The 25,914-nt window shown below is 70.4% G+C and carries 19 protein-coding genes; 10 read left to right on the forward strand and 9 right to left on the reverse strand.

The window, feature by feature from the left end; all coding sequences use genetic code 11:
- The first annotated feature begins 257 nt into the window (after positions 1 to 257).
- From WMF43_RS37715 to WMF43_RS37735, 5 genes are all read left to right on the forward strand, one after another.
- Positions 258 to 1,826, forward strand: a complete 1,569-nt coding sequence (locus tag WMF43_RS37715; protein WP_437672332.1) for a S8 family peptidase — start codon at positions 258 to 260, stop codon at positions 1,824 to 1,826.
- A 220-nt stretch (positions 1,827 to 2,046) separates the two neighbouring features.
- Positions 2,047 to 2,700: a PGRP and LysM peptidoglycan-binding domain-containing protein gene (locus tag WMF43_RS37720; RefSeq protein WP_437672334.1), complete on the forward strand. Its 654-nt coding sequence runs from the start codon at positions 2,047 to 2,049 to the stop codon at positions 2,698 to 2,700.
- A gap of 14 nt (positions 2,701 to 2,714) precedes the next feature.
- The gene (locus tag WMF43_RS37725; protein WP_437672335.1) at positions 2,715 to 4,766 is read left to right on the forward strand and encodes a hypothetical protein; all 2,052 of its coding nucleotides are present in this window, start codon (positions 2,715 to 2,717) and stop codon (positions 4,764 to 4,766) included.
- Complete coding sequence (locus WMF43_RS37730) at positions 4,757 to 5,581, forward strand: hypothetical protein (RefSeq protein WP_437672336.1); 825 nt, start codon at positions 4,757 to 4,759, stop codon at positions 5,579 to 5,581. The genes WMF43_RS37725 and WMF43_RS37730 overlap by 10 nt, the downstream gene beginning before the upstream one ends.
- 4 nt (positions 5,582 to 5,585) lie before the next feature.
- Positions 5,586 to 6,065 carry a hypothetical protein gene (locus WMF43_RS37735; protein WP_437672338.1) on the forward strand — a complete coding sequence of 160 codons (480 nt, stop codon included), beginning with the start codon at positions 5,586 to 5,588 and terminating at the stop codon, positions 6,063 to 6,065.
- A 54-nt stretch (positions 6,066 to 6,119) separates the two neighbouring features.
- On the opposite strand, the gene WMF43_RS37740 is transcribed toward WMF43_RS37735, so the two are convergent.
- Entirely contained in the window at positions 6,120 to 6,419 is a 300-nt protein-coding gene (locus WMF43_RS37740) for an alpha/beta fold hydrolase (protein WP_437672340.1), read from the reverse strand.
- A gap of 417 nt (positions 6,420 to 6,836) precedes the next feature.
- Between WMF43_RS37740 and WMF43_RS37745 the strand changes: the two genes are divergently transcribed.
- Entirely contained in the window at positions 6,837 to 7,646 is an 810-nt protein-coding gene (locus tag WMF43_RS37745; protein WP_437672342.1) for a hypothetical protein, read from the forward strand.
- A 235-nt stretch (positions 7,647 to 7,881) separates the two neighbouring features.
- Positions 7,882 to 10,182, forward strand: a complete 2,301-nt coding sequence (locus tag WMF43_RS37750) for a DUF2169 domain-containing protein (protein ID WP_437672344.1) — start codon at positions 7,882 to 7,884, stop codon at positions 10,180 to 10,182.
- 108 nt (positions 10,183 to 10,290) lie between these two features.
- Here WMF43_RS37750 and WMF43_RS37755 read toward each other — a convergent pair whose 3' ends face one another.
- The 6 genes from WMF43_RS37755 to WMF43_RS37780 all read right to left on the reverse strand — a co-directional run bounded on the left by WMF43_RS37755 (position 10,291) and on the right by WMF43_RS37780 (position 18,594).
- Complete coding sequence (locus WMF43_RS37755) at positions 10,291 to 10,761, reverse strand: hypothetical protein (protein WP_437672345.1); 471 nt, start codon at positions 10,759 to 10,761, stop codon at positions 10,291 to 10,293.
- A 69-nt stretch (positions 10,762 to 10,830) separates the two neighbouring features.
- A complete protein-coding gene (locus WMF43_RS37760) occupies positions 10,831 to 11,205 on the reverse strand; it encodes a DUF4150 domain-containing protein (RefSeq protein ID WP_437672347.1) in 375 nt (124 codons plus the stop codon).
- A gap of 6 nt (positions 11,206 to 11,211) precedes the next feature.
- Positions 11,212 to 11,802, reverse strand: a complete 591-nt coding sequence (locus WMF43_RS37765; RefSeq protein ID WP_437672349.1) for a DUF3540 domain-containing protein — start codon at positions 11,800 to 11,802, stop codon at positions 11,212 to 11,214.
- A gap of 67 nt (positions 11,803 to 11,869) precedes the next feature.
- Positions 11,870 to 12,961, reverse strand: a complete 1,092-nt coding sequence (locus WMF43_RS37770; RefSeq protein WP_437672351.1) for a pentapeptide repeat-containing protein — start codon at positions 12,959 to 12,961, stop codon at positions 11,870 to 11,872.
- Complete coding sequence (locus WMF43_RS37775; RefSeq protein ID WP_437672353.1) at positions 12,954 to 16,097, reverse strand: DUF2169 family type VI secretion system accessory protein; 3,144 nt, start codon at positions 16,095 to 16,097, stop codon at positions 12,954 to 12,956. Before WMF43_RS37775 ends, WMF43_RS37770 begins: the two co-directional genes overlap by 8 nt.
- 82 nt (positions 16,098 to 16,179) lie before the next feature.
- A complete protein-coding gene (locus WMF43_RS37780; protein ID WP_437672355.1) occupies positions 16,180 to 18,594 on the reverse strand; it encodes a type VI secretion system Vgr family protein in 2,415 nt (804 codons plus the stop codon).
- 609 nt (positions 18,595 to 19,203) lie between these two features.
- Between WMF43_RS37780 and WMF43_RS37785 the strand changes: the two genes are divergently transcribed.
- Positions 19,204 to 19,623 (forward strand): Nif11-like leader peptide family RiPP precursor, encoded by a 420-nt coding sequence (locus WMF43_RS37785; protein WP_437672357.1) that lies wholly within the window; start codon positions 19,204 to 19,206, stop codon positions 19,621 to 19,623.
- A 97-nt stretch (positions 19,624 to 19,720) separates the two neighbouring features.
- On the forward strand, positions 19,721 to 21,016 hold the full coding sequence (locus WMF43_RS37790; protein WP_437672359.1) for a cytochrome P450: 1,296 nt from the start codon (positions 19,721 to 19,723) through the stop codon (positions 21,014 to 21,016).
- 76 nt (positions 21,017 to 21,092) lie between these two features.
- Here the strand turns inward: WMF43_RS37790 and WMF43_RS37795 are convergent, their stop codons facing one another.
- Positions 21,093 to 22,265, reverse strand: coding sequence for an endo-1,4-beta-xylanase (locus tag WMF43_RS37795; protein ID WP_437672361.1), 1,173 nt, complete (start codon positions 22,263 to 22,265; stop codon positions 21,093 to 21,095).
- Between the two features lie 508 nt (positions 22,266 to 22,773).
- Here WMF43_RS37795 and WMF43_RS37800 point away from each other — a divergent pair.
- Positions 22,774 to 24,348 (forward strand): hypothetical protein, encoded by a 1,575-nt coding sequence (locus WMF43_RS37800; RefSeq protein WP_437684170.1) that lies wholly within the window; start codon positions 22,774 to 22,776, stop codon positions 24,346 to 24,348.
- Positions 24,349 to 24,455: 107 nt separating this feature from the next.
- Here the strand turns inward: WMF43_RS37800 and WMF43_RS37805 are convergent, their stop codons facing one another.
- Positions 24,456 to 25,376, reverse strand: coding sequence for a transposase (locus WMF43_RS37805; protein WP_437672363.1), 921 nt, complete (start codon positions 25,374 to 25,376; stop codon positions 24,456 to 24,458).
- Positions 25,377 to 25,914 lie beyond the last annotated feature (538 nt).

A 25,914-nucleotide genomic window follows, 5' to 3' on the forward strand; every position in this document is an offset into this window, starting at 1 on the left:
GGCGCGCGTCCCCTCGGGCGCTCACGCCCCTCGTCTCCAGCAGTGTACGGCGTGTCCACTGCGCTGGACGGGCCGACGCCGCGCCCCGCGCCGGCGCGCCGCCGAACAAGCCCGTAGCGCCTCGGCCACGGCTGGCGCGCCCGATGCAACTTGCAACAGCCGGATGCAACGGGCGGAGCGCCACGTCGCGCGACCGAGACGGCATGACGGGCAAACGGTCGCCCCGTGGCCTGACCAGCAGAAAGGCGGACGTCACCATGAGCAAGATTTCCCTCAAGTATGGGGAGGGTGTCCTCGATCTGACGAAGAGCGAAAAGACCATCGCGGTGAAGCTCACGCCGGAGGCCGACGCCGCGGCCCGGGCGAGCTTCGGGGCGCTGCCGTCCCCGCGAGGCCCAGAGGCGCTGGGCGGCTTCCGCCTGATCGACGTCGAGAGCCTCCCCGCGCGCACCAAGGACACGCTGGATCGGCTGCGCGCCCGCGGCGCGCTCGTGACGCGGACCCAGGTCTACGAGACGTCCGACGACGGGGTGCCGTTCGTGCCGACAGGGCAGATCTACCTGGAGTTCGACGAGACCGCGACCGACGACGAGCTCCAGCAGATCATCGACGAGCACCGGCTGGAGATCGTCGAGGCGCGCGGCGCGCGCGAGTTCATCCTCCAGGTGACCTCGAGCACGGCGGATCCGGTCGAGACCGCGACGGCGCTGCAGCAGTCGAAGGCGGTGAAGGTGGCCGAGCCCGATCTGGCCACGCCCGGCGTCCTCAAGGGCTTCGCGCTGCCGGCGGACGACCTGCTCCGCGAGCAATGGCACCTCCGGAACACCGGCAAGCACCGGGGCACGCCCGTCGGGTTCAAGCAGGGCGCCGATGCGCGCGTCATCGACGCCTGGGAGCACGCCCGCACCCTGGGCAGCCCCGACGTGGTCGTCGCGGTGATCGACGACGGCTTCGACCTGGAGCACCTCGACCTCTGCGGCCCGGGCAAGATCGTCGCGCCGGCGGACTTCAGCCGGAACGGCCACCACCCCGTGCCCGACCCGCTGGGCGGCGACTGGCATGGAACGGCGTGCGCGGGCGTCGCCGTGGGCAACGCGAACGGGAGCGGCGTCGTCGGCGCCGCGCCAGGCTGCCGCCTGATGCCGGTGCGCTGGGGGCCCGATCTGTCCGACACCCAGATCGAGAAGTGGTTCGGCTGGGTGACGGCGCAGGGCGCGTCGGTGGTCAGCTGCAGCTGGGGCGCGGCGGCGAAGGTGTTCCCGCTCTCGACGCGCGCCCGCCGGGCGATCGCCCGCTGCGCGAGGCGAGGACGCGGCGGCCTCGGCTGCGTGATCGTCTTCGCCGCCGGAAACGAGAACCACAACATCAACGACCCTCCCCGCTCGCTGGACGGCTTCGCGACACACCCGGACGTGATCGCCGTCGCCGCGTGCAACAGCCGGGACGAGAAGTCGAGCTACTCGAATTACGGCCGGGAGATCTCCGTGTGCGCCCCCTCGAGCGGCGCCGGCGGATGGGGGATCACGACCACCGACGTCCGGGGGCGCTTCCAGCGGAACGGCGTGTGGTTCGAGGCAGGGTATTCCCCGGGCGATTACACGCACGATTTCGGGGGCACGTCGAGCGCGTGCCCCCTCGTCGCAGGCATCTGCGCCCTGCTGCTCTCGATCAAGCCGCAGATGACGGCCCGCCAGGTCAGGGACGTCATCCAGCGCTCCGCGCGCCGCATCGGGGATCCCAAGCTGTACAGCGAGAATGAGAGGTCCGTGTACTATGGACATGGCTGCATCGACGCGCTGAACGCCGTGAAGGCGCTCGAGGCATAAGGCGAGGAGGGCCCCGGCGGAGGCGCGCGGCGGGAGACCGGCGGGTCGCGCCGCCGCCGCGCAGCGGGGTCGCGCGGCGAGCTCCTTCGCCGCGGTGGAGGGCAGACGGCGGCATGCAGGCCAGCGCGCGCTGCGCGCGCCCGGGCCGGCGCGCTCGCGGCGCTTGAATGCGCCGGCGCGGGCCGGTACGATGCCGGCAGGTTCTGCCGCAGGATCGTCGATGCCCCACCAGCATGTCGTGAAGCAGGGAGAGTGCCTCTCGAGCATCGCCCCGAAGTACGGCTTCTCCGACTGGCGGGTCATTTACAACCATCCTGACAACGCCGAGTTCAAGAAGCGGCGCCCCAACCCGAACCTCATCTATCCGGGCGACGTCCTCGTCATCCCCGACATGGCGCCGAAGGAGGTCGAGGTCTCGACGGGCGGGAACCACGTCTTCACGGTCAAGGTCCCGAAGACGATGCTGCGCGTCCTCCTCGAGGTCGAGGAGCCGTTCGCGTACGAGCTGAAGTACCGCGACGTGGTCGCCTCGGGCACGACGGACGGCAAGAGCCCCATCGAGCACCCCATCCCCGCCGACCTGGAGGACGCCGAGCTCGCGGCCTGGCCGGACACGCCCGGCAACGAGGTGGCGCGCGCGGGCGGGGTCACCTGGGCGCTGAAGCTCGGGCACCTCGATCCGATCGAGGCCGCGAGCGGCGTCCAGGGTCGGCTCAAGAACCTCGGCTATTTCTCGCGCGAGGTCGACGGCAACGACGGGCCCGAGCTCGCCAATGCCGTGGCCTGGTACCAGTCGGCGTCGGGTCTCACGCCCACCGGGGTCGTCGACGACGCGACGCGCGCGAAGCTCTTGAAGCGCCACGACGGGGCCTGACGAGAAAAGAAGCGATGGCACAGACGGCCGCGGTCACGATCACCCTCCAGAAGGTCCTCGGCATCGATGGATGGCTCGCCGGCGCGAAGCGGCCGTATGCGCTCGGCTTCATCGCCGGGCGGCGCTTCGGCCGCAGCAAGCCGATCCCGGCCGGCGCCAAGGAGCTGGATCTCACGGCGGAGGCGACCCCGTGGAAGCTCGAGGTCGCCGCGGCCGGGGCGATCCCGGTGGCCGTCGAGCTCTGGGACGATCAGGGCGACGCCGGCTCGAAGCGCCTCGGCGCCGTGACGGGCAGCCTGAGCAGCCCGTACCCGACGAAGGTCCACGAGCTCGGCGGCGGTCCGCTCCTGCGCTTCGACGTGGTCACGCGCGAGGTGCCCGCCGCGCCGGGCGTGGCGCCCGTGCCGCGCGTCGCCGAGGGGGAGAAGGCGCGCGCGACGCTGCGCGTGCCGAACACCGTGCTCGTCTCCATCACGGAGGTCCTCGGGCTCCACGCGCCCGTCTCGCCGGGCGCGCCGGGGGTGAAGCGCGCCGAGGCGCGGCCCGGGTACACGAGCCAGGACGACCTCGGCCGGGTGTACGTCAACAGCGACCTCGCCGGGGGCTGGGCCAAGGACAAGCAGCTCATCCAGCTGACCGCCAAGGTGAAGGTCCAGCGGGGGAAGCTCCCCGCCGACGCGAAGATCCGGTGGACGGTCGTCGAGCCGGACGACCCGACCAACGACGACCCCGGCTTCCACGCCGCGTGGGGGCAGTACGTCGACAAGAAGGACTACGACGCCGCCGGCGTCCACCAGGGCTCGCGCGCGGGCGACAACGAGGGCAAACCCGCGAAGAGCCCGCCGTGGGAGGCCGTCTCCGGGTTCGCGCTCGCGTCGGCGGCGGCCGCCGAGGCGAAGACGACCATCGTGGGCGACGAGAGCAAGGTCGTCTTCCACTGCCCCGACACGGCGGGGGACAACTTCATCCTCCGGGCGGACATCGACTCTGCGACCCAGGTGGAGGGGTTCGGCGCCCAGACCGGCATCATGACCATGTGGCACCGCATCCGGGTCGAGTCGATCCGCATGAAGAGCGCGTTCGCGCTGCCGATGGACGAGGTGCCCGTGCCGTTCGAGCCGTGCTGCGTCCAGCTCGACTGCGAGCCGGCGCGGGAGGTGGCCGACCAGCCGCACATGGCCCCCAAGGACGAGGACCTCGAGACCGAGTGCGTGGCCTACGTCGACAAGGTCTTCACGAATAAGGCGAAGCCCGGCTGGTTCTGCGTCATCTCGGCGATGGAGCCGCACCCCTTGCCGAGCAAGAAGGGCGACAAGGTCTTCGAGGGGGACGCGGAGCTGAAGGGCGGCGGCGCGGGCGCGGGCTTCTCCGAGTACTTCGAGGTGCCAGGGACGTTCCCCGACGTGAATTTCGCCGAGCTCACCTCCGGCTCGGACACGGTCGGCTTCAACCTGTTCAGCATCCAGACCGAGGCGAAGGCCTCCGGGCCGATCACGCGCTGCTGGATCGTGGAGCACGACGCCCAGCCGGAGTTCACGGCGGGCGACGGGTCGATCGCGCACGCGTACAAGGTGCAGTACAACTACTCGCCGCGGCACCGGAAGAAGGGCGGCGCCGTGACCCCCGGCGGCTACGGGATGGTCGCGAAGGTGAAGGTCAAGCTGTTCAACCCCGGGGCCTTCTACACCGCCGGAATCAGCCCCACGGTGACGGCCAAAGGCAAGGAGTACTTCGCCGGCCGGACCATCATGTTCACGCACCACCAGGCGTACCGCGACGCGACCACCGGCCAGCCGAAGCCGAACTACCGCGAGCGCATCGTCGGGACCATCGTGCACGAGCTCGTCCACGCGTTCGGCATGCCGCACAAGTGCGGCTACTTCGATTTCCGCGCGCCGCGCGACAAGACCTGCTGCATGAACTACAGGCCCAACTGGATGGTGGACGACAAGCGCAACCTCATCCCCGGGACGTCGGGGAAGACCGGCATGGACGTCTGCGGCAGGCACCTCAAGGAGGTGCGGCGGGTGCACCTCGAGGACAACAAGGGGCTCGCGTGGAAGTGAGCGCGGCGGACATCGCGCCTCCGGGCCCGGCGCTCGTCGGGGTCGACGTGGAGCCGGAGTACGTGCTCGGCTTTCCGATGTACGTGGGCATCACGATCGGCAGCGCTCCTCCGGGCGCCTCGCTCCTGCGGCTGCCGCTGCCGTCGCCCGCGGCGCTGCGGGGCGCGATCGGCCTCCGGTTGTGGCGGCCGGGCGAGGCGGAGCCGTTCTTCGAGGAGGCGCCCACGGCCGTGGTGGATCCCGATCTGTCAGCGCCGAGCTTCCGCCTCCGGGCCGGCGAGGTCCGCCGGCTGCTCGTGGAGGTCGCCGAGCTCCTCCCGGACGACCTCTCGGCGGGCGCGGTCGACGGCGTGCTGCTCTACGGGGCGCCGCCGCACATCGCGGAGAGCGGCCGCGGGCGGCTGTCCTTCCGGGAGCCCACGGACGCGGAGCGCGCGTCGCTCGCCGAGCTCCGCCCCGAGGTCGAGGCGGCGGGCTCGTTCGGGCGCTGGCTCCGCGCGCCGCCGCCCGACCCGAGCCGGCTCGCGCCGCCCACCGATCCGGGCGATCCGCTGCGGTATCCGAGGCTCGTGAAGTACCTGATCCACGGCCCGGAGGAGCTCGACGCCGTCGATCCCGCGCTGCTCGGCGTGCTCGGCGGGGTGTTCGCGCCCGAGGCGTACGGCCTGGCGGCGGAGCTCGTCGCGGCGCGGGATCCCGGGGCGTTCGCCGGGTATGCGCAGCAGGTGAAGGCGGCCTATCCGGGGCTCACGGCGTGGATGGACGCGATCGCGGCCGGGCAAAGCGATCTCGCGTGGGCCCGGGGCCACCGGTGACGTGATGACGACCCGTCGAGCGCGCGCGGCAGCCGTCGTCCTGGGGCTCGCGGCGGGGGCGATCTCCGGCTGTGGTCGGTCCGAGGCGCCGCTGTACGAGCGGGCGGCGTCGCCGGAGGCGCAGGGCGCCGCGACGGCGCCGGGGGCAGCCGCGCCGCCGTCGAGCCCCGCGCCGCCGTCGAGCCCCGTGCCAGTCGCCAGCGCCGCGCCGACCGCCAGCGCGGCGCCGACCGCCGGCGCCGCGCCGGCCGCCAGCGCTGCTGCCGCGCCGACCGCCGGCGCCGCGCCGGCCGCCAGCGCTGCTGCCGCGCCGGCCGCCAGCGCTGCTGCCGCGCCGGCCGCCGGCGCCGCGGGACAGGCGAAGAAGCCCACGCCCAGCGCGGGCGGCCCGCTCCCCAACGCGAAGCCGAAGCTCAAGTGCGGCAGGACGTACTGCAATGCCAGCGGAGAGTGCTTCTCGCCGTCGCCGCCGATGTGCGAGTGACCGGCCTCCCCGCCTTCGTGGTCGATCCGGCCGCGCCCGCGCGCGGGCGGCGGCTCAGGCGGCCTGGCTCGCGCGCAGCGATCGGAAGAAGCCGCGCACGTCCTCGAGGAGGAGCTCTGGCGTCTCGAGCGCCGCGAAGTGCCCGCCTCTCGGCATCTCCGTCCACCGCACCAGGTTGGCCCTCTGCTCGACCCAGGCGCGCGGCATGCGGTAGATCTCCTTGGGGAAGTCGGCCACGGCCGTCGGCGCGGTGATCTTGTCGTACAGATAAGGCGGGATGACCCCGTTGCGGACGGTCTCGTAATAGAGGTTGGCCGCGCTGGCGATGCTGTTCGGCGCCCAGTAGAACATCAACAGAAAATTCTGGTTTGCGCCTTTGCGCCTTTGCTTTGAAATCTCTCGGGATCCCTGCCCGGACTTGTGAGGCACGGACCTCGAGCCGGTACGTACGCCCGTCCAGGGGCCGCGTCCCGCCGCCCGGGGGGCCGCGCAGCGCGCCGGCACGCTGGCACGCTGGCACGCTGGCACGCCGGGTCGGCCGGGTGGATCTCGCCGGGACGCGCGGAAACGCCGCGTTTCCGCGCGCCGGAGCAGCAATCGGGCGCGGGTCGGCCCGGGCTCGCCGGTGTGGCAGATGACTTGCAATCGTCATGGCCATCGCCGTCGCCGTCGCGCGGGGCGCCGCAGGCCTCGGACCCGATGGTCCGAGCAGCGCGCGCATTCGCAGCGTTTTGCCCAGCGTCGGATCGAGTTGCCATGACGAGCCACATCATGATAAGCGGACTGTTTGCCCTCGTCGCGGCGGGGGCCAGCGCGTGTGTCGCGGACACCGTGGACCCGAACCCCCTCCTGAAGAGCACCGAGGTCGAGGATGCGCCCATCAACAGCGCCGGGACGTACCGCTGGCGGTCGGGGAACACGCCCGTCGAGATGGGCAGCGCCTCGGAGAAGAGCTGCTTCCTGTCGGCGATCGAGGGAGATTACGAGTCCGACGAGGAATGGGTCCATGCCGACGTCTCGGAGGGACGCTGGTATCTGAGCGGCAGCAACGAGGAGGGGAGCAGCAGGGCCGCGGCCACCTGCGTCTCCACGACCGCGGGGCTGACGGAAGAGATCACGTGGACGCAGGGCCAGGGCAACGTCTATCTCGGTCCCGTCACGACCCCGGACGGCACCGAGCGGGCGTGTTTCCTCACCCGCGTCGGCGGGGACTTCGACGGGAGCAGCGAGAGCGTCGCCATCACCGAGACCGACGGCGCCTTCTGGCTCGGCGGGAGCTCGCGCAGCACCGGCGTGCACGCCCGGGCGCGATGTATCGACGTGACGGCGCGGATCAGCCGCTGGACGGGCAAGGACGAGCTCGGCGTCACCGGCAAAGACATGCCGACAGCCATCCCGATGACGGAGCACTCCGAGCCGTATACGCACTGTCTGCTCACCGGCATCAAGGGCGAGCTCAGCGGCGACGACGTGGCGGATCAGTACATCAGGATCTGGCCCAACGTGGAGACCCAGGAGCTCATCCTCCACGTCTGGACGACCAGGAGCCAAATCGAGGGCAGCGCGATCTGCTTCCGGTAGCGCCGCGCCTGCGCCGCGAGCCGGCGCGGGGAGCTCAGGCCGCGCTGCGACGACGGCGAGGTGGGTGCACGTGCGCCCACCGGACCTCGCCGGCCCGCACGGAATCGAGATGCGACGGCGATGCTGCGCCGCGCGGTCGCGTCGTCGATGCCTCGTCCGGGGGAGAGATCCTGACGTCGCTGTCGCGGAGGCGTCACGAACCCCGCGCCTTCCCCATGATAGAGAGTGCGCCGGCATGCTTGAGCCCGCCCTCCCCAGCGACGCCGTGATAGCGCTGCCCGGAACGGCCGCGACCGCCATTCCGTGGCGCACGGCCCAGGGACAGCTTTACCTCACCGCAATCGTCAAGGCGACCTTCGCCTTCGCCCCGGATGCGGCGATGCCGCTCGTCGAGCCGCAGCCGATCGTCCGCGCGGAGGTGCACCACGGCAATAACCCGCTCCGGGGTATCCGCTTCGCGAGCGACCTCGCCCCCTACCTCGGCCGCGCCGACGTCATGTTCACGGGGCACGCGCACGCGCCGCCCGGCACGAGGGTGCAATCGATGCTCGTGCGGCTCGCGGTCGCCGACAGCGGCCGCCTGCTGCTCGACCGGCGGCTCCTCGTCCGCCATCCCGACGGCTTCGAGCGCATCCCCATCACCTGCGACCGCGCCACGAGCGGGGCCGGCGGGCAGGAGAATCCGTTCGGGCGGGGCCCTGACCCGGCCGCGGCGAACATCCTCGATCCGAGAGATCCATGCCGCCCGGCGTGCTTCGGGCCGGTCGCGCGCGCGCTGCCGGCGCGCAGGCGGCGGCTCGGCTCGACGCCGCGGAAGGCGCTGGAGGCGCCGATCGCCGAGGTCCCCGACGGCTTCGACTGGGGCTACTTCCAGGCGGCGCCCGAGGGCCAGCAGATCGATCACCTGCGCGGCGACGAGTGGATCCTCCTCGAGGGCCTCCACGCGCGCTTGCCGCGCGTCACCATGCGGCTGCCCAGCGCGCGCGGCGCCGCGCGGATCCACGGGCTCGGCGGCTTCGGGGTGACGGAGGGGGCGCGGCTCGATCTCGTCGCCGACACGCTGCACATCGACGGCGATGAGGAGCGGTGCACCGTCGTCTGGCGGCGGAGCTTGCCGCTCCCGAACGAGGGGGCGCTCTCGGCGGTGCGCATCGTCGCGGGCGTCGAAGTCGACGGCGCTCCCATCGCGTGGGCGCCTCCGCCCAGCGCGAGGCGGGCGGAGGCGGCGGCGTCGCCTGTCTCGCAGCGCGGGCCAACCGGCACCATCGTCATGGTCGAGGAACCCGAGAGCCTGCCACGGCCCGCGGCGACGATCGCCATGGCCCCGGGCGAGGCGCAGGTGATCACGGAAGGCGCGGTGACCCCGTTCACGGTTGCGCGAGCTCCGCACGCGGCGACGGTGGCGCTTGGACCGGACGAGGACGCAGCGGCGAGCGTGCGGCTCGCGCTGCCCTTCGAGCGTTCCTCGGACCCGCATGCCGCGAGCGCGAGGCTGCCGCCGCCCGCGGCGACGCCGCGTTCCGTGGCGACGTCGCCGTGCGTGGCGACGCCGCCGTGCGTGGCAACGCCGCCTTCCGCGGTGACGCCGCTCGCGACGCTCGCGTTGTCCCCGGACGACGACGCCCGCGCGTCTGCGTCCGCGGCGCTGCCCTTTCCTGCGAGCCCGAGGGCCAGCGCGGAGTGGCGCATGGCAAGGCCTGCCCCCATTCTCGGCGCGCCGTGGTCGACCGAGAGCGTGTCAGTCGAGAGGGCGCTGCCCCCGCCGAGCACGCCGCTCCCGCCGAGCACGCCGCTCCCGCCGAGCACGCCGCTCCCGCCGAGCACGCCGCTCCCGCCGAGCACGCCGCCCGCATCGAGCATTCTGCCGGCGCCGAGCGCGCCGCCCGCATCGGGCGTTCTGCCGGCGCCGAGCGCACCGCGCGCATCGAGCGTTCCGCCGGTGCCGAGCGCACCGCCCGGGCTGCTCACGCCCAGCGCGCCGCCCGCGCCCTCGTCATCGCCCCTCAGCGCCACACCTCAGGTGAAGGCGCCGCCCGCCCCGCCAATGGCTCCGGCGGACCCCGTGGACCTCAGCGTGGAGCGTTATGCGACCGTCGCGGCGCAGCTCTCGGAGCGGCGTATGTCGCGGGCCGACGTGCTGGGCGTGCACGGGCTCTCCGAGGCGCGCTTCGCCGAGATCGAGCGGCGCTGGAGCGGCGCGATGACCGATGAGGACGTGCGCGGCGGGCACGCGCTCCGCGACGCCTACGACGCCGCATATATCAAGGAATGGGAGGCGCACCGCGGGCCCTTCGAGCTCGCCCACTACGCGCGGCTCACCGTGGCGGCCGAGCGCGGCCAGCTCGCCGCCGCGCTCGATTCGCTCGGCATCCGCCGTACGTTGTGGATGCGGCTGAAACGGGTCTGGGCAAAGCGGCTCGCCGAGAACCGGAGCCTCGCTGCCGCGCTCCAGCGCGAGCTCGCGCGGCAACGCGAGCTGCGGAGCGCAGACGCCCACGGCGCGGCGAGGGGTCGCCTGGGCGCCCCCGGAGCCTGACGCGTCCGTCCGACAAGCACCGTACGCCCACAGGCTCTCCAGAGGAGCCGGAGCCCCCTCCGAGCGTTCAACAGGCTCTCCAGAGGAGCCGGAACCCCCTCGGAGCGCTCAGCGAGCGTTGCAGGCGAAGACGTGCTCGATGGCGTCCACGCACATCTGCTCTGCGACATCCTGCGTGATCCGAGACAGCACCCGGAACCGCGTGAGCTCGGTCAAGGTCTGGGCCACGTTGACCTCGGCGATCACCTCTCCATCGCCCTCGGCGTCCGCCCTGGAGAAGAGGCGGATCAGGTTGTTGGCGTCCGCCGGTACGCCCCGGAGCAGGATGTGAAACTCGAGGCTGGGGGTCTGTTCGCCCACGTCGTACTCGATCCGGAAGCCATGGCCCGACGCGGCGAGCTCGTCGCCGATGGCCTTGAGCGTGGGCACGATGATGTCGGCCAGGATCCGCCGGAAATCGGAGTTGAAGCGCTCGCGCCGGTCGGGCACGTCAGAGCCGCTCGCGCCCCGGGCGAGGCGCGGGCCGTACTTTCTCTGGATGATCGCCAGGCGGATGCGGGCGTGCTCATTGATGGTCATGCTTGTGTCTCTCAACGGGCAGAGCAGCGCAGAGGTCGGGTTCGCTCTCGCGGACGGCTCTCGCGGACCTCAGAGGAGCAGGACCTTGAACTGGCTCGGGACGATGTTCGTCCCGTTGATGTTGATCTGGTTCTGGATGCCCGTGGCGCCGAGCCGCACCGCCGGCTTGTTCTGGAGCAGCAGCTTCGGATAGGGGACGAGGCGCCGCGAGGGGCCCATGTTGCGACGGGAAACCACGCCGCCAAGAATCCCAGGGTTATCGCCCATGGAGATGGGGACGATGGTCGCCAGGGTATGGGCTGCGCCCCTCCCCAGGATCACCTTGTACGCGACGGACGTCCCCATGCATCGACTCGCGGTGTTCGGGTACGGGATGGGTCCTGGCAAGCAGACGTCCGGGACGCCGAAGTCGATCCCGCCGCCCGAGGTGATGGCAAAACACATGTCCGGTCACCCAACCTGGATCTGGTCGCCGTCGATCTTCACGACGTGCGACGCGGTGATCTTGGCGTTCTCGCCGTGCATGGCGAGGCCGCCCTTGGCCGCGTAGTCGATGCGCTCGGCGCGCACGTGGTCCGCCTCTTCCACGATGCGGTAGGAGCGCTTCACCCTCTGCATCAGCCGCTCGAGCTGGGAGTCGAGGCTCCGGCCGATCAGCTTGGCCCGGTCGACCTCCGCGCGAACCATCCCGCTGACGAACGAGAGCAGCCCCAGCGCGACGTGCCCCTCCCTGGCCTGGACACGGAAGGTCGACGCGGCCATCGAGAGGTCCTTGCCGGACGCGACGTGCACGCCGTCCGGCGCCGAGAGGCCCAGCGAGCCGCGCTGCAGCCGGATCTGGAGATCCCCTTCGGAGACGAGGAGCGAGGGCGCGCCTTGCTCCCGCTCGAGGACGGCGAGGATGTAATGCGCGCCGTTCACCACGGCGAGGAGCACCAGGTCCCCGGCGGCGGGCTCCAGCAGGCAGCTCGTGGCGCGCTTCGCGCGGACCTCGCCGTCCTCGGTCTCGACAATGTACGTGGAGCCGTCGGCACGGAGCACGGCGCCATGGTCACCGTAAGCTCCCCGTTCGTATCGCCTCGTCCTTGCTACGCTCTGCATCGTCTCCTCATGATGTCGGGGTACGTTGACCGCCGGCAGGCCTCCCGAGGACGTTGGCCTGCCAGTCTTCTGCTTCCTTGAGCTCCTCGTCGTCGCCGTGCGCCAGCGCCTTGCCCAGCGGCCAGATCGTGCCCTTGTCCGTCACGCGGTGCAGCCGCGCGCGCGCCAGCGTCGCGTCGGAGAAATCGGCGAAGGACACGTCGGCGTGGGAGAGGTCCGCATAACTCAGGTCCGCCCGGCAGAAGCGCGTACCCGGGCAGCTCGCCCGGTGCCAGACGCTCGTCTCGAGCCGCGCGCCCGAGAGGTTCGCGGCGGCGACGCGCGCGTCGACGAAGAGCGCCTGGCTCAGGTCAGCCTGGGCGAGGCTCGCGTTCATCAGGGTCGCCTCGACAAAGACCGCCATGTGGGCGATGGCCCCGTCCAGCCGAGCCCCGGTCAGGTCGGCGCCTTTGAAGCTGCATTGCGTCAGCGTGGCCCCGGAGAAGTCGCAGCCGTGCAGGTCGGCGCTCGTGAACTGCGCCCCGCTGAGGTCCATCCGCCGGAAGTCCTTGAGTCCCATCCGCACCTCGACCAGGATCGCTTCCGCGAGGGTGGTGCCCGTGAGAACGGCCTGGGACAGGTCCTGGCGGAACAAGACCGCCTTGGTCAGGTTGGCCTGGGAGAAGTCCGCGCCCGCGCAGTCGGTCTGAAACAGGGAGGCGTCGGTCAGGTTGGCGCGGACCAGTCGGGTGTCCTTGAGGCTGGCGTGCGCGATGCCGGCCGACGAGAGGTCTGCTCCGGTCAGATCGGCCGCTTCGAGGTTCACGTGCGAGAGGTTCGCTCCAACCAGCGACGCGTCGGCGAGCGCAGCCCCCGCGAGCGTGCAGTCCATGGCCGTGCCAAGGTGGAAGTCCAGCCCCTTCAGGTTCGCTCCCGCGAGGTCGCAGCGGTGGAAGATCGCCTCGCGCACCTTGACGCCCGAAAGGTTGGCGCTGGTGAAGCGGACATCCTCGAAGATCCCGCCGGAGAGGTCGAGGCCCGAGAGGTCGAGGCCCGACAGGTCCAGCTCCGAGACGACCTCTCCTTCTTCGATCAACTTGCGCAGCGCTTCTCTATCCATGCTGCCTCTGGGCCGGTATCACCCGGAGTCGCTTGAGGTTGGCGCCCTCGAAGCTCGTGTCGTCGTCTCCGATCATCCGGTCGGCGCACACGCCGAACAGGTTGGCCTTCTCGAAGATGGCGCCGCGGACGCACGCGTGGTTCATGACGCCCTGCCTCAGGTCGGCGGCGTAGAGCGACGCCCCGGTCAGGTTGGCCCGGGTCAACATGGCCTCGACGAGGTTCGCGCGATCCAGGGTCGCCTCGGTCAGGTCCGCCTCGTCGAGCAGCGCGCCGCGCAGGTCGGCATCGGAGAGGTCGCTGCCGCGAAGGCACGTCCCCATCAGGTTCGCGCCCACGAGCGTCGCGCCGCCGAAGTCTGCGCCCGCGAACGACGAGCCCTTCACGCTCGCGAGGTCCTTTGCCATGACGTTGCGGAAGACGGCGCCGTCGCCCTTGGCAGCGATGAAGGTGGCGGAGCTCAGGTCGACGCCGGTGAAATCGACCTCGGTCACGTTCACCTCGTTGAACGTGGACCCCGAGAGCCGCGCGCCCAGGAGGCGCGCGCCCGTGAGGTCTACATTCTGGAACGTCGCTTTCTCTGCGACGACGCGCTCCAGGTTGGTGTCGCGGAGATCGGCCTCGGAGAGGTCGGCGCCCGAGAGCTTGGCGCCGGACAGGTCCGCTCCCCAGAGGTCGGCCTTGACGAGCACAGCCTCGCCGAGATCGACGCCGCCGAGGGCCTTCACGTCCCGCAGACACGCCGAGCCGAGATTGGCCCCGTCGAGCTTGGCCTCCGAGAGATCCGCGCCCTCCAGGTTCGCGTGCGCCAGGATGGCTCCTGTGAGATTCGCCTTTCGCAGGCTGCTCCCGTTGAGGAAGGCCGATTCGAGGATGGCGCCCGAGAAGTCGACTCCCGCGAGGTCGAGATGAGAAAGGTCGGCGCCCGTGAGGTCGCACCCCGCAAAGCTCTGCCCGTCCTTGTGCCCGGCCTCGACCTCGTGGCGACGTCGCAGCGCTTCTTTGCTGTCGAGGCGCGCCGAGGCCGGCAAGAGGTGCGCGAGCAGCCGCCCGTCTTCGCCCCACGCGGCGCGAAGCGAGCCCTTCTCGTCCAGTCCCTCCGCGAACTCAGGGTCGTCGTCCTCCTCGAATTCAGGGTCGTCGTCCTCCTCGAATTCAGGGTCGTCGTCCTCCGTAAACGCAGCGGCCTCGTCCTCTGGAAAGGTGTCTCCGGCTGGCTCCTCGGGCTGGGCGCGGGCGGCCTCGGTCGCCTCGTCGGGGATGTCGTCGTCGAGGTCGGCCAGGGCCGCCCGGGGCTCGTCCTGGAGCCTTTGCCAGTCCACCACCGACAGGAGCTCTTCGGTTTTATCCGGTGCGACGCCCTCGCGCTGCATCACTTGCCGCAAGCGCTCGCGCGTCTCCAGCACCGAGATCTCGCTCGCCGGCGCGCCGGCGTGCCGGCGCGACTCCGCGAGCAGCGCACCGACGTCCACCCCGTCGATCTTCAACGTTCGGCCGGCGATCTTGCTCTCGACCAGGCTGACCGTGGCCTCCTCGGATTCATCGAGGAACTCGGGGTCCTCGGACGGGCCTTGCTGGGAGAGATAGGCCTCGGGATCGACGCCCTGGTCCCGCAGCCGCGTCTTGGCCAGCTCCCAGATCGCATCCTGCTGGCGTAGCATCTCGGCGTCCTCGGCGTCGTCTGCCAGATCGGGGGTCGTCGTCGCGGCCGCAGGCGCGATCGGCTCCGGGTCGGCGTCGTGGTGCGCCTCAGACTCGGACTCGGACCACGCGAGGCTCTCCACGTCCTCCCCGCCGTCTGGGAAGTCCATGGCCGGCTCGGCCTCGTCCTCGTCGGCCGCAGCGTCGAGGTGCTCGGGATCCATCCCCATCCCGGCGAGGTCGGCCTCGATCTCTTCGATCTCGGGGTCCCTCTCTGCTCCGGCACCGTGGACACCGGTGGCGGCGACTCCGGCCCCGGCCCCGACCGCTACCGCGGCCGCGCGCCTGACGGCTCGATCCGGAGTACCTCCCAGGAACCCTTGCCGCCGCAGCCTCGACGCGAGCCCGGAGAGCTTGTCATCGGGCAGCGGCGGCGCCTCCGGATCCTCGGGCTCGGGCATGAGCATGTCATCCTCGTCGTCCGGGAGATCGGGGTTCCGGGGGCCGAGCCGGGCGGCCAGGTACTCGTGGTAATACGCGGCGGGCCTGGGGGCGCCCATGGCCTCGCAGGCGACCAGCACGGCGACCACGTCCTTCGCGTCGTCCTCGGCGATCTCGACGCCGCCGCGGAAGAGGACGACTCCCCGCTCGCGGTGCGGGAACAGGCGCACCGTGTCGAGCGTCAGGGCGGGCTCGCGGATCTCCACCCCGTCGCTCGTCTTGAGGCAGACGAAACATCGGCTCGCGACCCCGGGGAGGGCGCCCTCGATCCGGGGCTTGTCGGGGTGCATGTTCTCGACCACGAAGGTCTCGTCGCCCCGGAAGAACCCGTCGATGTGCTGGTCGTCCGGGGCCATGTTGAACAGCGTCGGGTCCAGATCCCGCGCAAAACCAGGGAAGCACTGCTCGCGCCACGCCGTATCGTACGTGCCGATCTTGGAGAACCTCTGGGGCCACGCGACGTCGTACCCGTCGAGACCGGCGGGCATCGGGCGGTCGCCGCGCGCGCGGATCAGGTGTTTGGGCGACTCGATGTTGGGCAGCGCTGCGCTCCCGTCGCCGTGGCCCTTGCCCAGCGGGTTCTTGGCGAACCCCTCTCCGCCGAAGGCGTTGCGCCAGGTGACCGGCATCTCGGTGAAAGGCGTCGGGTCCGACATGCCGAGCAGACCCCACGTCCGGTCGCCGATGACATAGAGGCTCTTGTCGATGGATCCGAGCTTCACGCGGACCGAGCTCGCGGGGCGAGCGACACGTCCCGGCGGATAGCAGCGGCCCGTGACGAGGAGCTCGCCCCGGGTCTTGGGGTTGAGCTCATCGAGGACGCCGTCCTTGCCGAGCTCCTCCGCGGCCATCGTCCAGACCGTCGGCTCGTAGAGCAGCCGGGCCGGCCTGTCGTAGGAGAAGCCGACGAAGGCGGTGACCAGGAGGTGCGGGGTGCGCTGGTTCATGAAGACCCTCGGCACCACCCCGAGACGCATGGGCTTGACGATTTTCATCCGACGGAATCCAGGGTAGCGGGCTCGATGGGCCGCGCGGCTCGGCGCCGAGCGGGAGCCTGTTTCACGCGCGGCACGTGGACTACTTGACGATGGTCAAGTCTGCGTTCGTCAAGCTGAGGTGGGTCTTGATCTTCTGCAGCTCGGCCTTGACGTCGATCCCCCTCGCCTTGAGCTGCGCCAGGTTGAACTCCTTCACCTCCATCGGGGACTTCTTGAACGCCAGCCCTTTGATTCTCTCGTACTTTGTTCCGTGGATGTTCTCGACCCGCGACCCGATGTCGGTCTTGTAAAGACCGGTCACCTTGCCGGTGGCATTGCCCACGACAGTGGTCTTTCTCTGCCCCGTGATCACAGTCCGGGCGCCGCCGTTGATCTTGGTGGTGGACCCGCCGTTGATGGTCGTCTCGCTTCCCCCCGTGTGAACGGTGGTCTTTCGCCCTGCGAGCAGGTCGGTGGTGACGCGACCGCCGATCCTCGTCTTCTTCGTCCCCACGACCTCGGTCTCGCTGTTGGCCCAGATCTTCGTGTCGCTCTGTCCGGTCACATCGGTCTTTCGCGAACCCAGGACCGTGCTCCTGTCGTTCCCCACGATCCGGGTGGTGCGGTTCCCCGAGACGACCAGGCCGCTGTTGCCCCTGATGGTGACGCTGCGATTGGCCATGAGCAAGGCCGTGTCGTCGCCGACGATCTTCGTATTCCGGCTCTTCGCGATGAAGGTATCTCGCTTTCCGTAGACCCTCGTCTTCTCGTTGCCCACGATGCGCGTGTCGCGGTAGCCCAGGACCACGTTCTGCGAGTATCCAGCGACGAAGCTCCCGGAGTATCCCCCGACGAAGCTCAAGGCGAAGCCTCCGACGACGCTCTCGGAGATCCCCGCGGTGATCGCCGTCCGGTTGCCGGTCACGATGTTCTCGGAGGAGCCTCCGATCCACGTGTAGGCGTGGCCCTGCGTCTTGACCTCATACGACGCGCCGGCGTTGGGCGCCCCCATCCGGATGTAGGTGTTGTCATAGGGCGTCGACAGCGTGATCCGCTCTTGCCCGGCCAGGTCCTCGAGCTCGAGCCGGTTCCGTCCGCCCGTCTGGAGCACGTTCCGCGTGTTGTTCCCCGACGTCACCGGGCTCGGCGTCAGCGCGTTGGGCGCGACCCCGACGATGGCCGGCCGGTCGGGGTCACCTCCCTCGAAGGCGCACATGACCTCGGTGCCAGCGCGCAGCGGGAAGTGGAAGCCCTCGATGCCGCCGCCATGGGGCTGGAGCATCCGGACCCAGGTCGACGCCTTCCCCCCGTTCAGATCGCTCTCGTCGAAGTGAAACTTGATCCGGTAGCGACCATGGCTGTCGATCTGCGCGTACTCGCTGACCGCCGCGCCGTCGACGACCGCCGGCTCGGTGCCGTAGATGCGCGGCCACTCGGTGACCTGCGGCGCGCGGAACTGCGCCGTCGCGGCGATGGCCTTGGCCTCGATACGATAGTTTTCTTCGGACGAGATGAGCGCGGGGAGCTCCGGCATGTCCGGGGCCTGGTTGGCCCAGTGCTCGACCTCGGTGGTCAGATACTTCGTGTTGAACGCGGCCCGCGGGTGGTCCTCGAGCTCGAAGGTGAACCCTGGGACCAGCATCGCCGCCGTGCCCGCCGCCTGGTAGACGACGCCGGTCGCGGAGAGGCTCTCGGCCTTGATCCGCGCCAGCCGCTCCCCGTCGCCCGACGAGAAGAACCGCGCTCCGTACAGGCTGACCTCGCCGAAGCCGCTCGGGGAGACCGACGCCTGCCCGGCCACCGGTACGGCCGGCGTGGCGTAGTTATAGTCCTTGAGGCGCACCGCGCCGGGCACGGCGCCGTGCCGGCAGGTGAAGGCGCGGAAGGTGTCTTTCGCCGTGTTGACGTTGACCTGCGGATAATAACGGACGGGCTTGTCGCCCTGGGGCTGATGGGCCGACTTGTCGTCGGTCAGCACCAGCGTCTCGCCGCCCTCCCCGTGCTCGAAGTAGTAGTAGATGCCCTCGCGCTCCATCCACCGGGCGATGAAAGCATAGTCGCTCTCGCGGTACTGGCAGATATGCTCTTCGGCGGCGTAGGCGCCCCGGAGCTGGAAGGCGCAGTCCGTGACGCCGCCCTTTCGAAGGACGCTCTCGATGACCGCCGGGACGGCCTTCTCGGTGAAGATTCGGCTGTGAAACGACAGGGTAAGCAGCGCGAGGCGGGGGATCATGGTGGCCCGGAAGACGCACCGACCGGCGAAGTCGTTGATGAGCTCGATGCTGCCAAGGACGCCGCTTCGAACGAAGCGCTCGCCGCCGTCGCTCCGCTCCAGGGAGACGGTCACCGGCTGGCCCACGGCCGCCGCCATATCGAAATCGTGGCCGACATCGTTCGTCATCACCAGGTAGAGATCGAATCGATAGAGCTTCGAGACGCCCTCGGTGCCATGGAAAGCTACGAGCTTGGTGGCAGGGGGCAGGGCGCTAGAGTGAACGACGAACAGATCGGGCATGGGGGCCTCACGTGTGATAGCCGGCGGCAGGCGCAAAGGCGCTGCAGAGACTATAGGATCTTTGTGTCAACCGTGTGTCGCGGCGCCTGCTTATCGTTGTCTGCCGATGACGCGGAAGTAACGGGCTCGTTACACACAAGATCATCTGCTGCAATGTTGCAGTGGAGAGCTCCGTTAGAGTCCGCTCGTGGGGCGGCGCAAGTCCGCGTGCCCGCCGTGGGTCCAGGAGCTCATCGCCCGCGTGTGGACGACCAGGGCCAAACCGGTCGCTGAAGTCCAGGAGCTGCGACCCGAGCATCCGCTGAGCGCCGCGCGCGAAGCGCGCTCGCGATGCGCGCGGGACGCCCGGCGAGGGGCGGCTGCTCAACTTGCGCGAGCGCTCGCGCAACTGGCGCGACGGCGCGCCCAGCGAGCGCCGCCGGCGCCGCGAAAGCCGGCGATTTCGCGCGCTCACGGCGCTGGCGCGCGACCTGCACTCAGGGACGGCGGACGGCGGACGGCGGACGGCGACGGCGGACGGCAACGACGACGGCGGACAGCGGCGACGGGCCGCGCGGCACGCCGCCGCCGTCCGTGGCCTCGGCCGATCCCGAGAGAGGTAGGAGCATCATGAACGGACACATCGTGAACACCAGCGTTTCCCGCATGGATGAGGGCATGAGCGCCGCAGCGACGACGAGGCGCGACGCGCGCGCGTTCCTGGCTCAGGTCGAGGTGGACGAGGTCCTCGCCGCGAAGATGGCGGAGGCCGACGGCGACATGGGGCGCATCCTCGCGATCGCCTCCGAGGCGGGCTGCTCGTGCACCGAGCGGGATCTCCTGCGTGCCTACGAGCAGCACCTGCGCTCCGGGCCGGACGCCGGGCTCCGCGACCTCGGCGCCGCGGCGTCGGCTCCGAAGCTCGGCGCGCCGTCGGACCTCAGCCACGCGGCGGTGTACCTGAGCCTCCGCGCGCCTGCGGACTTCGGCTGGCCGTTCGTCTACCTGAACGCCCGCGCGCCCGCGGTCTCGCCCCAGCCGACGGTCTGACCGCACCTCCGCGGCGGCCCGGGAGGACACCCGCCGGCCGCCGCGCTCGCGATCCCACGGTCCCCTTGTATTGCTCCCGCACAGGAGACAGCCCGACATGATCCAGCCGCCTGGCCCCAAAGGCCACCCCCTGCACGGCTCGTGGCCGGAGTTCCGGGAGGACCCGCTCGCCTTCCTGCTCGACGGCGCGCTCTCGCACGGCGACTTCTTCCGCGTCCGGCTGGGCTTGAAGCAGTGCTTCGTCCTCTCGGATCCGGCCGCGATCCTCGCGGTGTTCTCGGACCGGGAAGGCTTCGCGGACAAGGCGCCGCCGGACCGCATGCAGGACGCGTATCCCCGGAGCGTGGCCCGCCTCGAGGGGAGCGAGCACCTCGCCCGGCGGCGGGCGCTCGCGCCGGCGTTTCACCGGGAGGCGGTGCTGGCGCGCGCCGAGGGGGCGCTGTGCGTCGTGCGCGCCGGGCTCGGGCGGCTGCGCGCGGGCGAGGTGCGCCCGGCGCTGCCCGCGCTCGAGGACGTGGCGCTGCGGAGCGCGGCGATGCTGCTCCTCGGGGACGCGGGCGAGAGGGTCGTGGAGCACATCGCGGCCGAGCTGCCCCGGGTCGAGGCGTGGCTCGGCCACGCCGCGGACGACGAGGCGGCGTATGACCAGGCCAGGGCGGCGCTCGCGGCGGCCATCCTCGAGGCGGCAGCGCACCGCCGGGCCGGCGGGAGCCCGGCGACCGTCGACCTGCTCGATCCGCTCGTGCGCGCCGTGGACGCCGGGCAGATCGACGAGCAGGCGATGATCGACGAGATCGTGATGATGCTGGTGACCCACGTTCCGACGGCCGCGGCGACGGCGTGGGCGCTCTACGAGCTCGCGCGGCGCCCGGACGTGCGGCGGCGGCTCGAGGAAGAGCTCGACGCCGTCGCGACGCGGGCCGCGGAGGTGGAGCGCGCGCCGCTCTTGTCCGCGGTGGTGATGGAGACCTTGCGGCTGCACCCGCCGGTCTGGGTGCTGGTGCGCGAGGCGCGGCGGGAGTTCCGCCACGGGCCTTACTCGGTGAGCGCCGGGAGCGAGGTGCTCGTCAGCCCTTATGTGATGCAGCGGCTCCCGCGGCGCTGGAAGCGTCCGGAGGAGTTCCTGCCGGAGCGCTTCGAGCCGGGCTCGCCGTGGCACGAGGAGCGCCCGCCGGCGGCGTTCCTCCCGTTCGGGCTCGGCATGCGCAAGTGCATCGGCGAGCGGACCGCCCTGCTGCAGATGAAGCTGATGCTGGCCGCGCTGATGCAGGAGCTCCGGTTCGAGCTGCCCGCAGGGTACGAGGCCGGCGTGGGCCACCGGAGGCCGATCGTGCCGCGGGACGGGCTGCCGCTCGCGGCGGAGCGGCGCAGGGTGGAGGGGGGCCGCGCGTAGGGCGACCCGAGGAGGAGGCGCGCGCGAGCTCCTCGGCGCAGAGAGCTCGCGCGCGATCAGCGCGTCGCGCGTGGCGTCAGCCGCCGCGATCCAGGAAGTCCATCAGCCAGGCCATGGCCGGCCGCATGGTGCCGTTCGAGTGCTGGATCCCGGTGTTATCCCTCCAGGTGGCGCCGACGATGTAACCCCACAGGGTGATGCCCGGGATGTTGGGGTGATTCCAGAACATCGTGAACTGCTCCTCCATCACCCGGCGCTGCTCCTCGTCGTTCTGAATGCCGATGTCGTACTCGGTGATGTACACGGGCTTGCCCAGCTCGGAGAGCGAGTCGATGAAGCCCTTCACCTGGTTGGTGTTGATCTTGTACGCGTCGTGGGCCTGCGCGCCGATGGCGTCGACCGGGGCGCCCGCCTCGATGACCTTCCTCGCGATGTCCTTGAAGTGGTTGTGCTCGCCCTGGTACTCGATGTTGTTGTAGTCGTTGAGGATCAAGACCGCGTTCGGGCAGAACTCGTCAGCCCACTTGAAGGAGTTGACGATCCAGTCCCATCCGCTGGCGCCGTCGCCGCCGAGGCCTGCCTTGTAGGAGGGCGTGGTGTGGGGCGGCGGCTCGTTGACGACGTCGATGTACTTCGTCTCGGGGTAGCGCGCGCAGAACGCCTGCATCCAGTCCCGCACGGCCTGCCGCTGGTCTGCCGCGGAGAGGTTCGCGATCCAGTCCGGCTGCTGGCTGCCCCACACGAAGACGTGGTGCTTGAAGATGATGTTGTGCTCCTGCGCGTACCGGTAGATGGCGTCGAGCTTGCTCCAGTCTCGGACGCCGCGGGACCTCTCGACGGAGCCCCACTTGCCTTCGTTCTCTGGCGTGATCTGGTTCCAGTAGCTGGCGAAGCCTTCGCGCACCGCGCCGCTCGTCGTGATGTTGCCGACGAACTTCTCGTCGCTGGGGGTGGCGCCGCCGGTTCCGCTGCTCGAGCCGCCGCCGCCCTCGTTCGATCCGCTCGAGGTGGAGCTGGTCGTCGATCCGGGGCCTGCGGTGGTGCTCGTGCTGCTGGTGACGCCGGTGCTGCTGGTGCTGCCGGGGCCAGGGCCGTTGGTGGACGTCGAGCTCGTGCCCGAGCCACCGCCCCCCGCTCCCCCCGCGCCGCCGCCGCCATCTTCGCCACCAGAGCAGCCAAAGAGCGTCGCGACTCCGAGCGCGATCCAGGTCGTGCCGCACAGCCATCGAGAAGAACGGTTCTTGTTCATGTTGGACTTCCGCAAGTTGAGCGATTGAAGTTGGTGATTCGTGAAGCGATAGGGCCGATGGGCAACGGCCACGAGCCGGAGCGCACACGCTGAGCAATACGCACGCCAGCAGCTCGGCACCTACAATTCCCGCCACAGCGGGATGTGATCATGACACCCGCGCGAAAACGCTCACATCCTGCGTTCCACGTCGACAGGAATTGTGTAGTGACACCGTACGATACAGCGGTACGGCATCTTTGCGGGAGCGGAGCGACCCGTCCCAGCTTTGAGCGAAAAGCGACCCGTCCCAGGTTGCGGAGCGACCCGTCCCAGGTTGAGCGACCCGTCCCAGGTTGGGCAATGAACAGACCTAGGTTCGGGCAGCCACAGTGAGGGAGCCAACCTTTTGCGAACCGACCCGGGTTGGAAGCCGTCGAACCGAACCAGGTTCGGGCAGTCGACCCGGGTTGAGAAAGCCACGGTGGGAGAGCCGACCCTTCGTGCGCCCTAGGCGAACACGTTGTCGATGGTCGAGAGACGTGATTGGTTCTGCTCCCAGATCGACACCATCCTGATGCCTGCAGCTCCGCAGTCGCTCAGCGCTGCCCATCCGACAGCCGAGACGTCGCGGCCCAGCGCGAGCCGACCAGAAGTGGCAGGTGCCTCTCACCCTTCGGAGCCCATGATGACGACCCGAATGCCCGCAACTTTTGTGATACTCGCGACATTCACCGGGTTGCTCGCGGCAACAGGTTGCGGGTCGAACTCCGGCAGCGACCCGGAGGGTAGCGTTGGCAGTTCGGCCGCAGGGGGCATCCCCTCGAGCGCTGGTCCCGGCGTGGGCGGCGGCCCTCCGGCCACGGATGGGTCGGGCGTGGGCGGCGGCGGCGCGACCGGCGGTACCTCGGGAGGCGGCGCGTCGGGTTCGGGCGGCTCGGACGACACGGAAGGGACGGGCTCCGGAGGCGCCGGGACAGTCGGCACGGGCGCTGGAGGAGCGGGGACGGGCGGCAGCGGCGGGGGTGATGCAGCCTATCCCTGCGACGGAGATGCGAGCGGCTACAACGCTGTGGTGACCAGATCCGGATCCAACTGGATCGCGCAGAACGGCGCCCGCAGCGTCTACAGCGGCGCCGACATGCGGGCCGCGATGCAGGCGGCGCTCGACAGCCTGAGCTCCGGCCGCACCAGCAAGGAGAGCGTCCTGGTTCAGGGCTCGGGCTCCACGACCGCGAGCTCGCGGCTGAGCGTGCCCAGCTACACCGTGCTCAACGTCTGCGGCACGATCGACGTCACCGGCAGCGGCTCCGGCGACATGGCGCCCATCTATGCGCGCGGCCGGACCGACATCGAGATCCCGAACGTCACGATCAGCGGCACCCCGCTTTACGCCATGTTCTTCCGTGACGTCGAGAACCTGCGCCTCGGCCACGTCGAGCTGCGTGTCTCGAGCGGCCTCGGCGTTCGCATCGACAATCACGGGCGCTCGGACCGCGCCGACAAAGTGACGAACATCGACATCGACCACGTCGACGCTGAGGGGACCAGCTCTCACGCGGTCGAGACCTATGGCGTCGACGGCCTCCGCATCGGCGCCGTCATCGCGCGCGACACGGGCGAGTGTGGTCTCCTCCTGAATGACACGACCAACGCCGAGATCGGGACGGTCGACGCCGTGAACGCGGGCGCGGGTACCGGATATGCGGCATTCCGCCTCGCCAATCGCGCGGGGCGCATCGGCAGCGGCTACCCTACCAACATCCACGTTGGCCAGGTCATCGCTCGCGGAGGCGGGCGCGGGATCTTCTGCGTGTCAGAGAGCGGCGGCGTCACGATCGATCACATCGACCTCGCCGACACGGGCAGCAACTCGATCCTGCTCGAGAACTGCCACAACGTGAACATCGCCGCTCAATCCGGAGCCGTCACCGGCGGCGGCGACATCCGGCTCGCCGCACGTGCCGAGTTCGCGAACTCCTCCGACATCACGATCCAGAACCTCACGATCACGAACACGGCCGTCAACGAGAGCCCGTGCGCTGACAACAGCACCTTTCGCGACCTCACGCTGGTGAACGCGCGCGACAACACCTGCGACTAGCCAAGGACCTGACCCGAGCCCCGCCTCGCCCGACCGACCTTGGTTGCCGTACGGCGACCGGCAGCGACCCGACCGCCCGTAGCGCAGTCGAGCTCCCGCGTGCGGTGCTACGACGCGAGCACGGCGTCGCTCACGCTGGCCCCGTGAAACGTGCGCATCCACCACGTCCCCACCGGGAACACGGCGCTGCGCACCCCAGCACACCATCGCTCGAGCGCCGCGCGGTACGACGCACGAAACGCGCGCACCGCGGCCGCAGCCGCTCGCCACGCGTCCCCCTGCTCACGGCCGACTGCGAAGGTTGGATTGCGCTCGCGCAGCCTCTCGGGGCTCGTGGCTCGCTCGTAGGGGGAGATCTCGCTGGCTCGCTCTGCGCCCAGGACGCGGGACCCTTGCCGCTCGATCTCCGCATAGGCCAGCGCTTCCTGTCGCTCGAGCTCGGCAGCTACCTGACGACGAAAGCCATCGGCGCCCTCCGGTGCGATGGCCGGCGGCAGCGCGAGCGGGAGCGTCGCCTCGTCCACCCACTGCGGATTGTCCGGGTCGAGATACACGGAGGGACGCGTCGCGCGCAGCGCGCCACGGCCAAGGTCCCTCACGTCTACCTTGGCACCTGGCCATTCCCTCGCGTGTCGGACCAGGCCGGCCGCCACAGGGTTCGCGAGCACGTAGGCGATCTTCTCCACCAAGGCCGCCTGCGTCAGCAGCTCTACCATGCTCGTGCGCTCGTGGTCCCAGACTGGTCCTTCCCACTTGCGCAGCACCTTCGTGCCCAGCGCGACGAGCCGATGGAAGGATTGCAAGAAGAGCGGCAGCACGCCCTGCACATCGGTCACGACCAGGTGCAGGTGCGTCGACATTGCGCAAAAGGCATGAACCTCGACGCCATGGCGGCGGGCGGAGACGGCGAGGGCGTAGACCAACAGCTGGTTGATGCCGGCATCGGGGCGCAGCAGGAGGTGCCGGCGCAGGACCCGACGGGTAAGCAGGTAGGTGGCGCCTGGAACGATCTTGCGAGGCTGGCTCATGGCCGAATCGCATAGACAAGTACCGTGCCTGGATCGGCATGAATCATTTCAAGGATTTGCCGCGCTCGGTGGGTGGCGGATGGCGATTTCCGCCGATTTCCGCCATGCTGTCAACGCGCGCAGCGCCCCCGGCGGCGACCCGACCCAGGTTGAGGTCCGGGACTCCGGTGACCCGACCCAGGTTGAGGTCCGTGACTCCGGTGACCCGACCCAGGTTGAGGTCCGATGACCCGACCCAGGTTGAGGTCCGGGGATGACCGGACGCCGTCACCCGACCCGGGTTGAGGTCCCGGGCGCAGGTCAAGTTCCCGGAGTTTCCGACCCGATCCAGGTTGAGGTAGCCCAGGTTGAGGTCGACCCAGGTTGGGGTCGCCGCGCCGGGGTAGCCCAGGTTGGGATCGCCGCCGGCGTCGCCAATCCGGCCCAGGTTGGGGTCCCCCCGGGGTAGCCCGACCCAGGTTGGGGTCGCCGGGGGTCGCCGCCGGCCGGGGGTCGCCGCCCACTCAGGTTGGGGTCGCCGGCGCCGCCGCCGCCGTGT

It is taken from the genome of Sorangium sp. So ce131 (genome assembly GCF_051519095.1).
Taxonomy (GTDB): Bacteria; Myxococcota_A; Polyangia; order Polyangiales; family Polyangiaceae; genus Sorangium.

Coding starts and splice junctions, on each gene's coding strand:
- WMF43_RS37715 (WP_437672332.1), top strand. CDS start 258: ATGAGCAAGATTTCCCTCAAGTATGGGGAGGGTGTCCTCGATCTGACG.
- WMF43_RS37720 (WP_437672334.1), top strand. CDS start 2,047: ATGCCCCACCAGCATGTCGTGAAGCAGGGAGAGTGCCTCTCGAGCATC.
- WMF43_RS37725 (WP_437672335.1), top strand. CDS start 2,715: ATGGCACAGACGGCCGCGGTCACGATCACCCTCCAGAAGGTCCTCGGC.
- WMF43_RS37735 (WP_437672338.1), top strand. CDS start 5,586: ATGACGACCCGTCGAGCGCGCGCGGCAGCCGTCGTCCTGGGGCTCGCG.
- WMF43_RS37745 (WP_437672342.1), top strand. CDS start 6,837: ATGATAAGCGGACTGTTTGCCCTCGTCGCGGCGGGGGCCAGCGCGTGT.
- WMF43_RS37750 (WP_437672344.1), top strand. CDS start 7,882: ATGCTTGAGCCCGCCCTCCCCAGCGACGCCGTGATAGCGCTGCCCGGA.
- WMF43_RS37755 (WP_437672345.1), bottom strand. CDS start 10,761: ATGACCATCAATGAGCACGCCCGCATCCGCCTGGCGATCATCCAGAGA.
- WMF43_RS37760 (WP_437672347.1), bottom strand. CDS start 11,205: ATGTGTTTTGCCATCACCTCGGGCGGCGGGATCGACTTCGGCGTCCCG.
- WMF43_RS37770 (WP_437672351.1), bottom strand. CDS start 12,961: ATGGATAGAGAAGCGCTGCGCAAGTTGATCGAAGAAGGAGAGGTCGTC.
- WMF43_RS37775 (WP_437672353.1), bottom strand. CDS start 16,097: ATGAAAATCGTCAAGCCCATGCGTCTCGGGGTGGTGCCGAGGGTCTTC.
- WMF43_RS37780 (WP_437672355.1), bottom strand. CDS start 18,594: ATGCCCGATCTGTTCGTCGTTCACTCTAGCGCCCTGCCCCCTGCCACC.
- WMF43_RS37785 (WP_437672357.1), top strand. CDS start 19,204: ATGAACGGACACATCGTGAACACCAGCGTTTCCCGCATGGATGAGGGC.
- WMF43_RS37790 (WP_437672359.1), top strand. CDS start 19,721: ATGATCCAGCCGCCTGGCCCCAAAGGCCACCCCCTGCACGGCTCGTGG.
- WMF43_RS37795 (WP_437672361.1), bottom strand. CDS start 22,265: ATGAACAAGAACCGTTCTTCTCGATGGCTGTGCGGCACGACCTGGATC.
- WMF43_RS37800 (WP_437684170.1), top strand. CDS start 22,774: ATGGTCGAGAGACGTGATTGGTTCTGCTCCCAGATCGACACCATCCTG.
- WMF43_RS37805 (WP_437672363.1), bottom strand. CDS start 25,376: ATGAGCCAGCCTCGCAAGATCGTTCCAGGCGCCACCTACCTGCTTACC.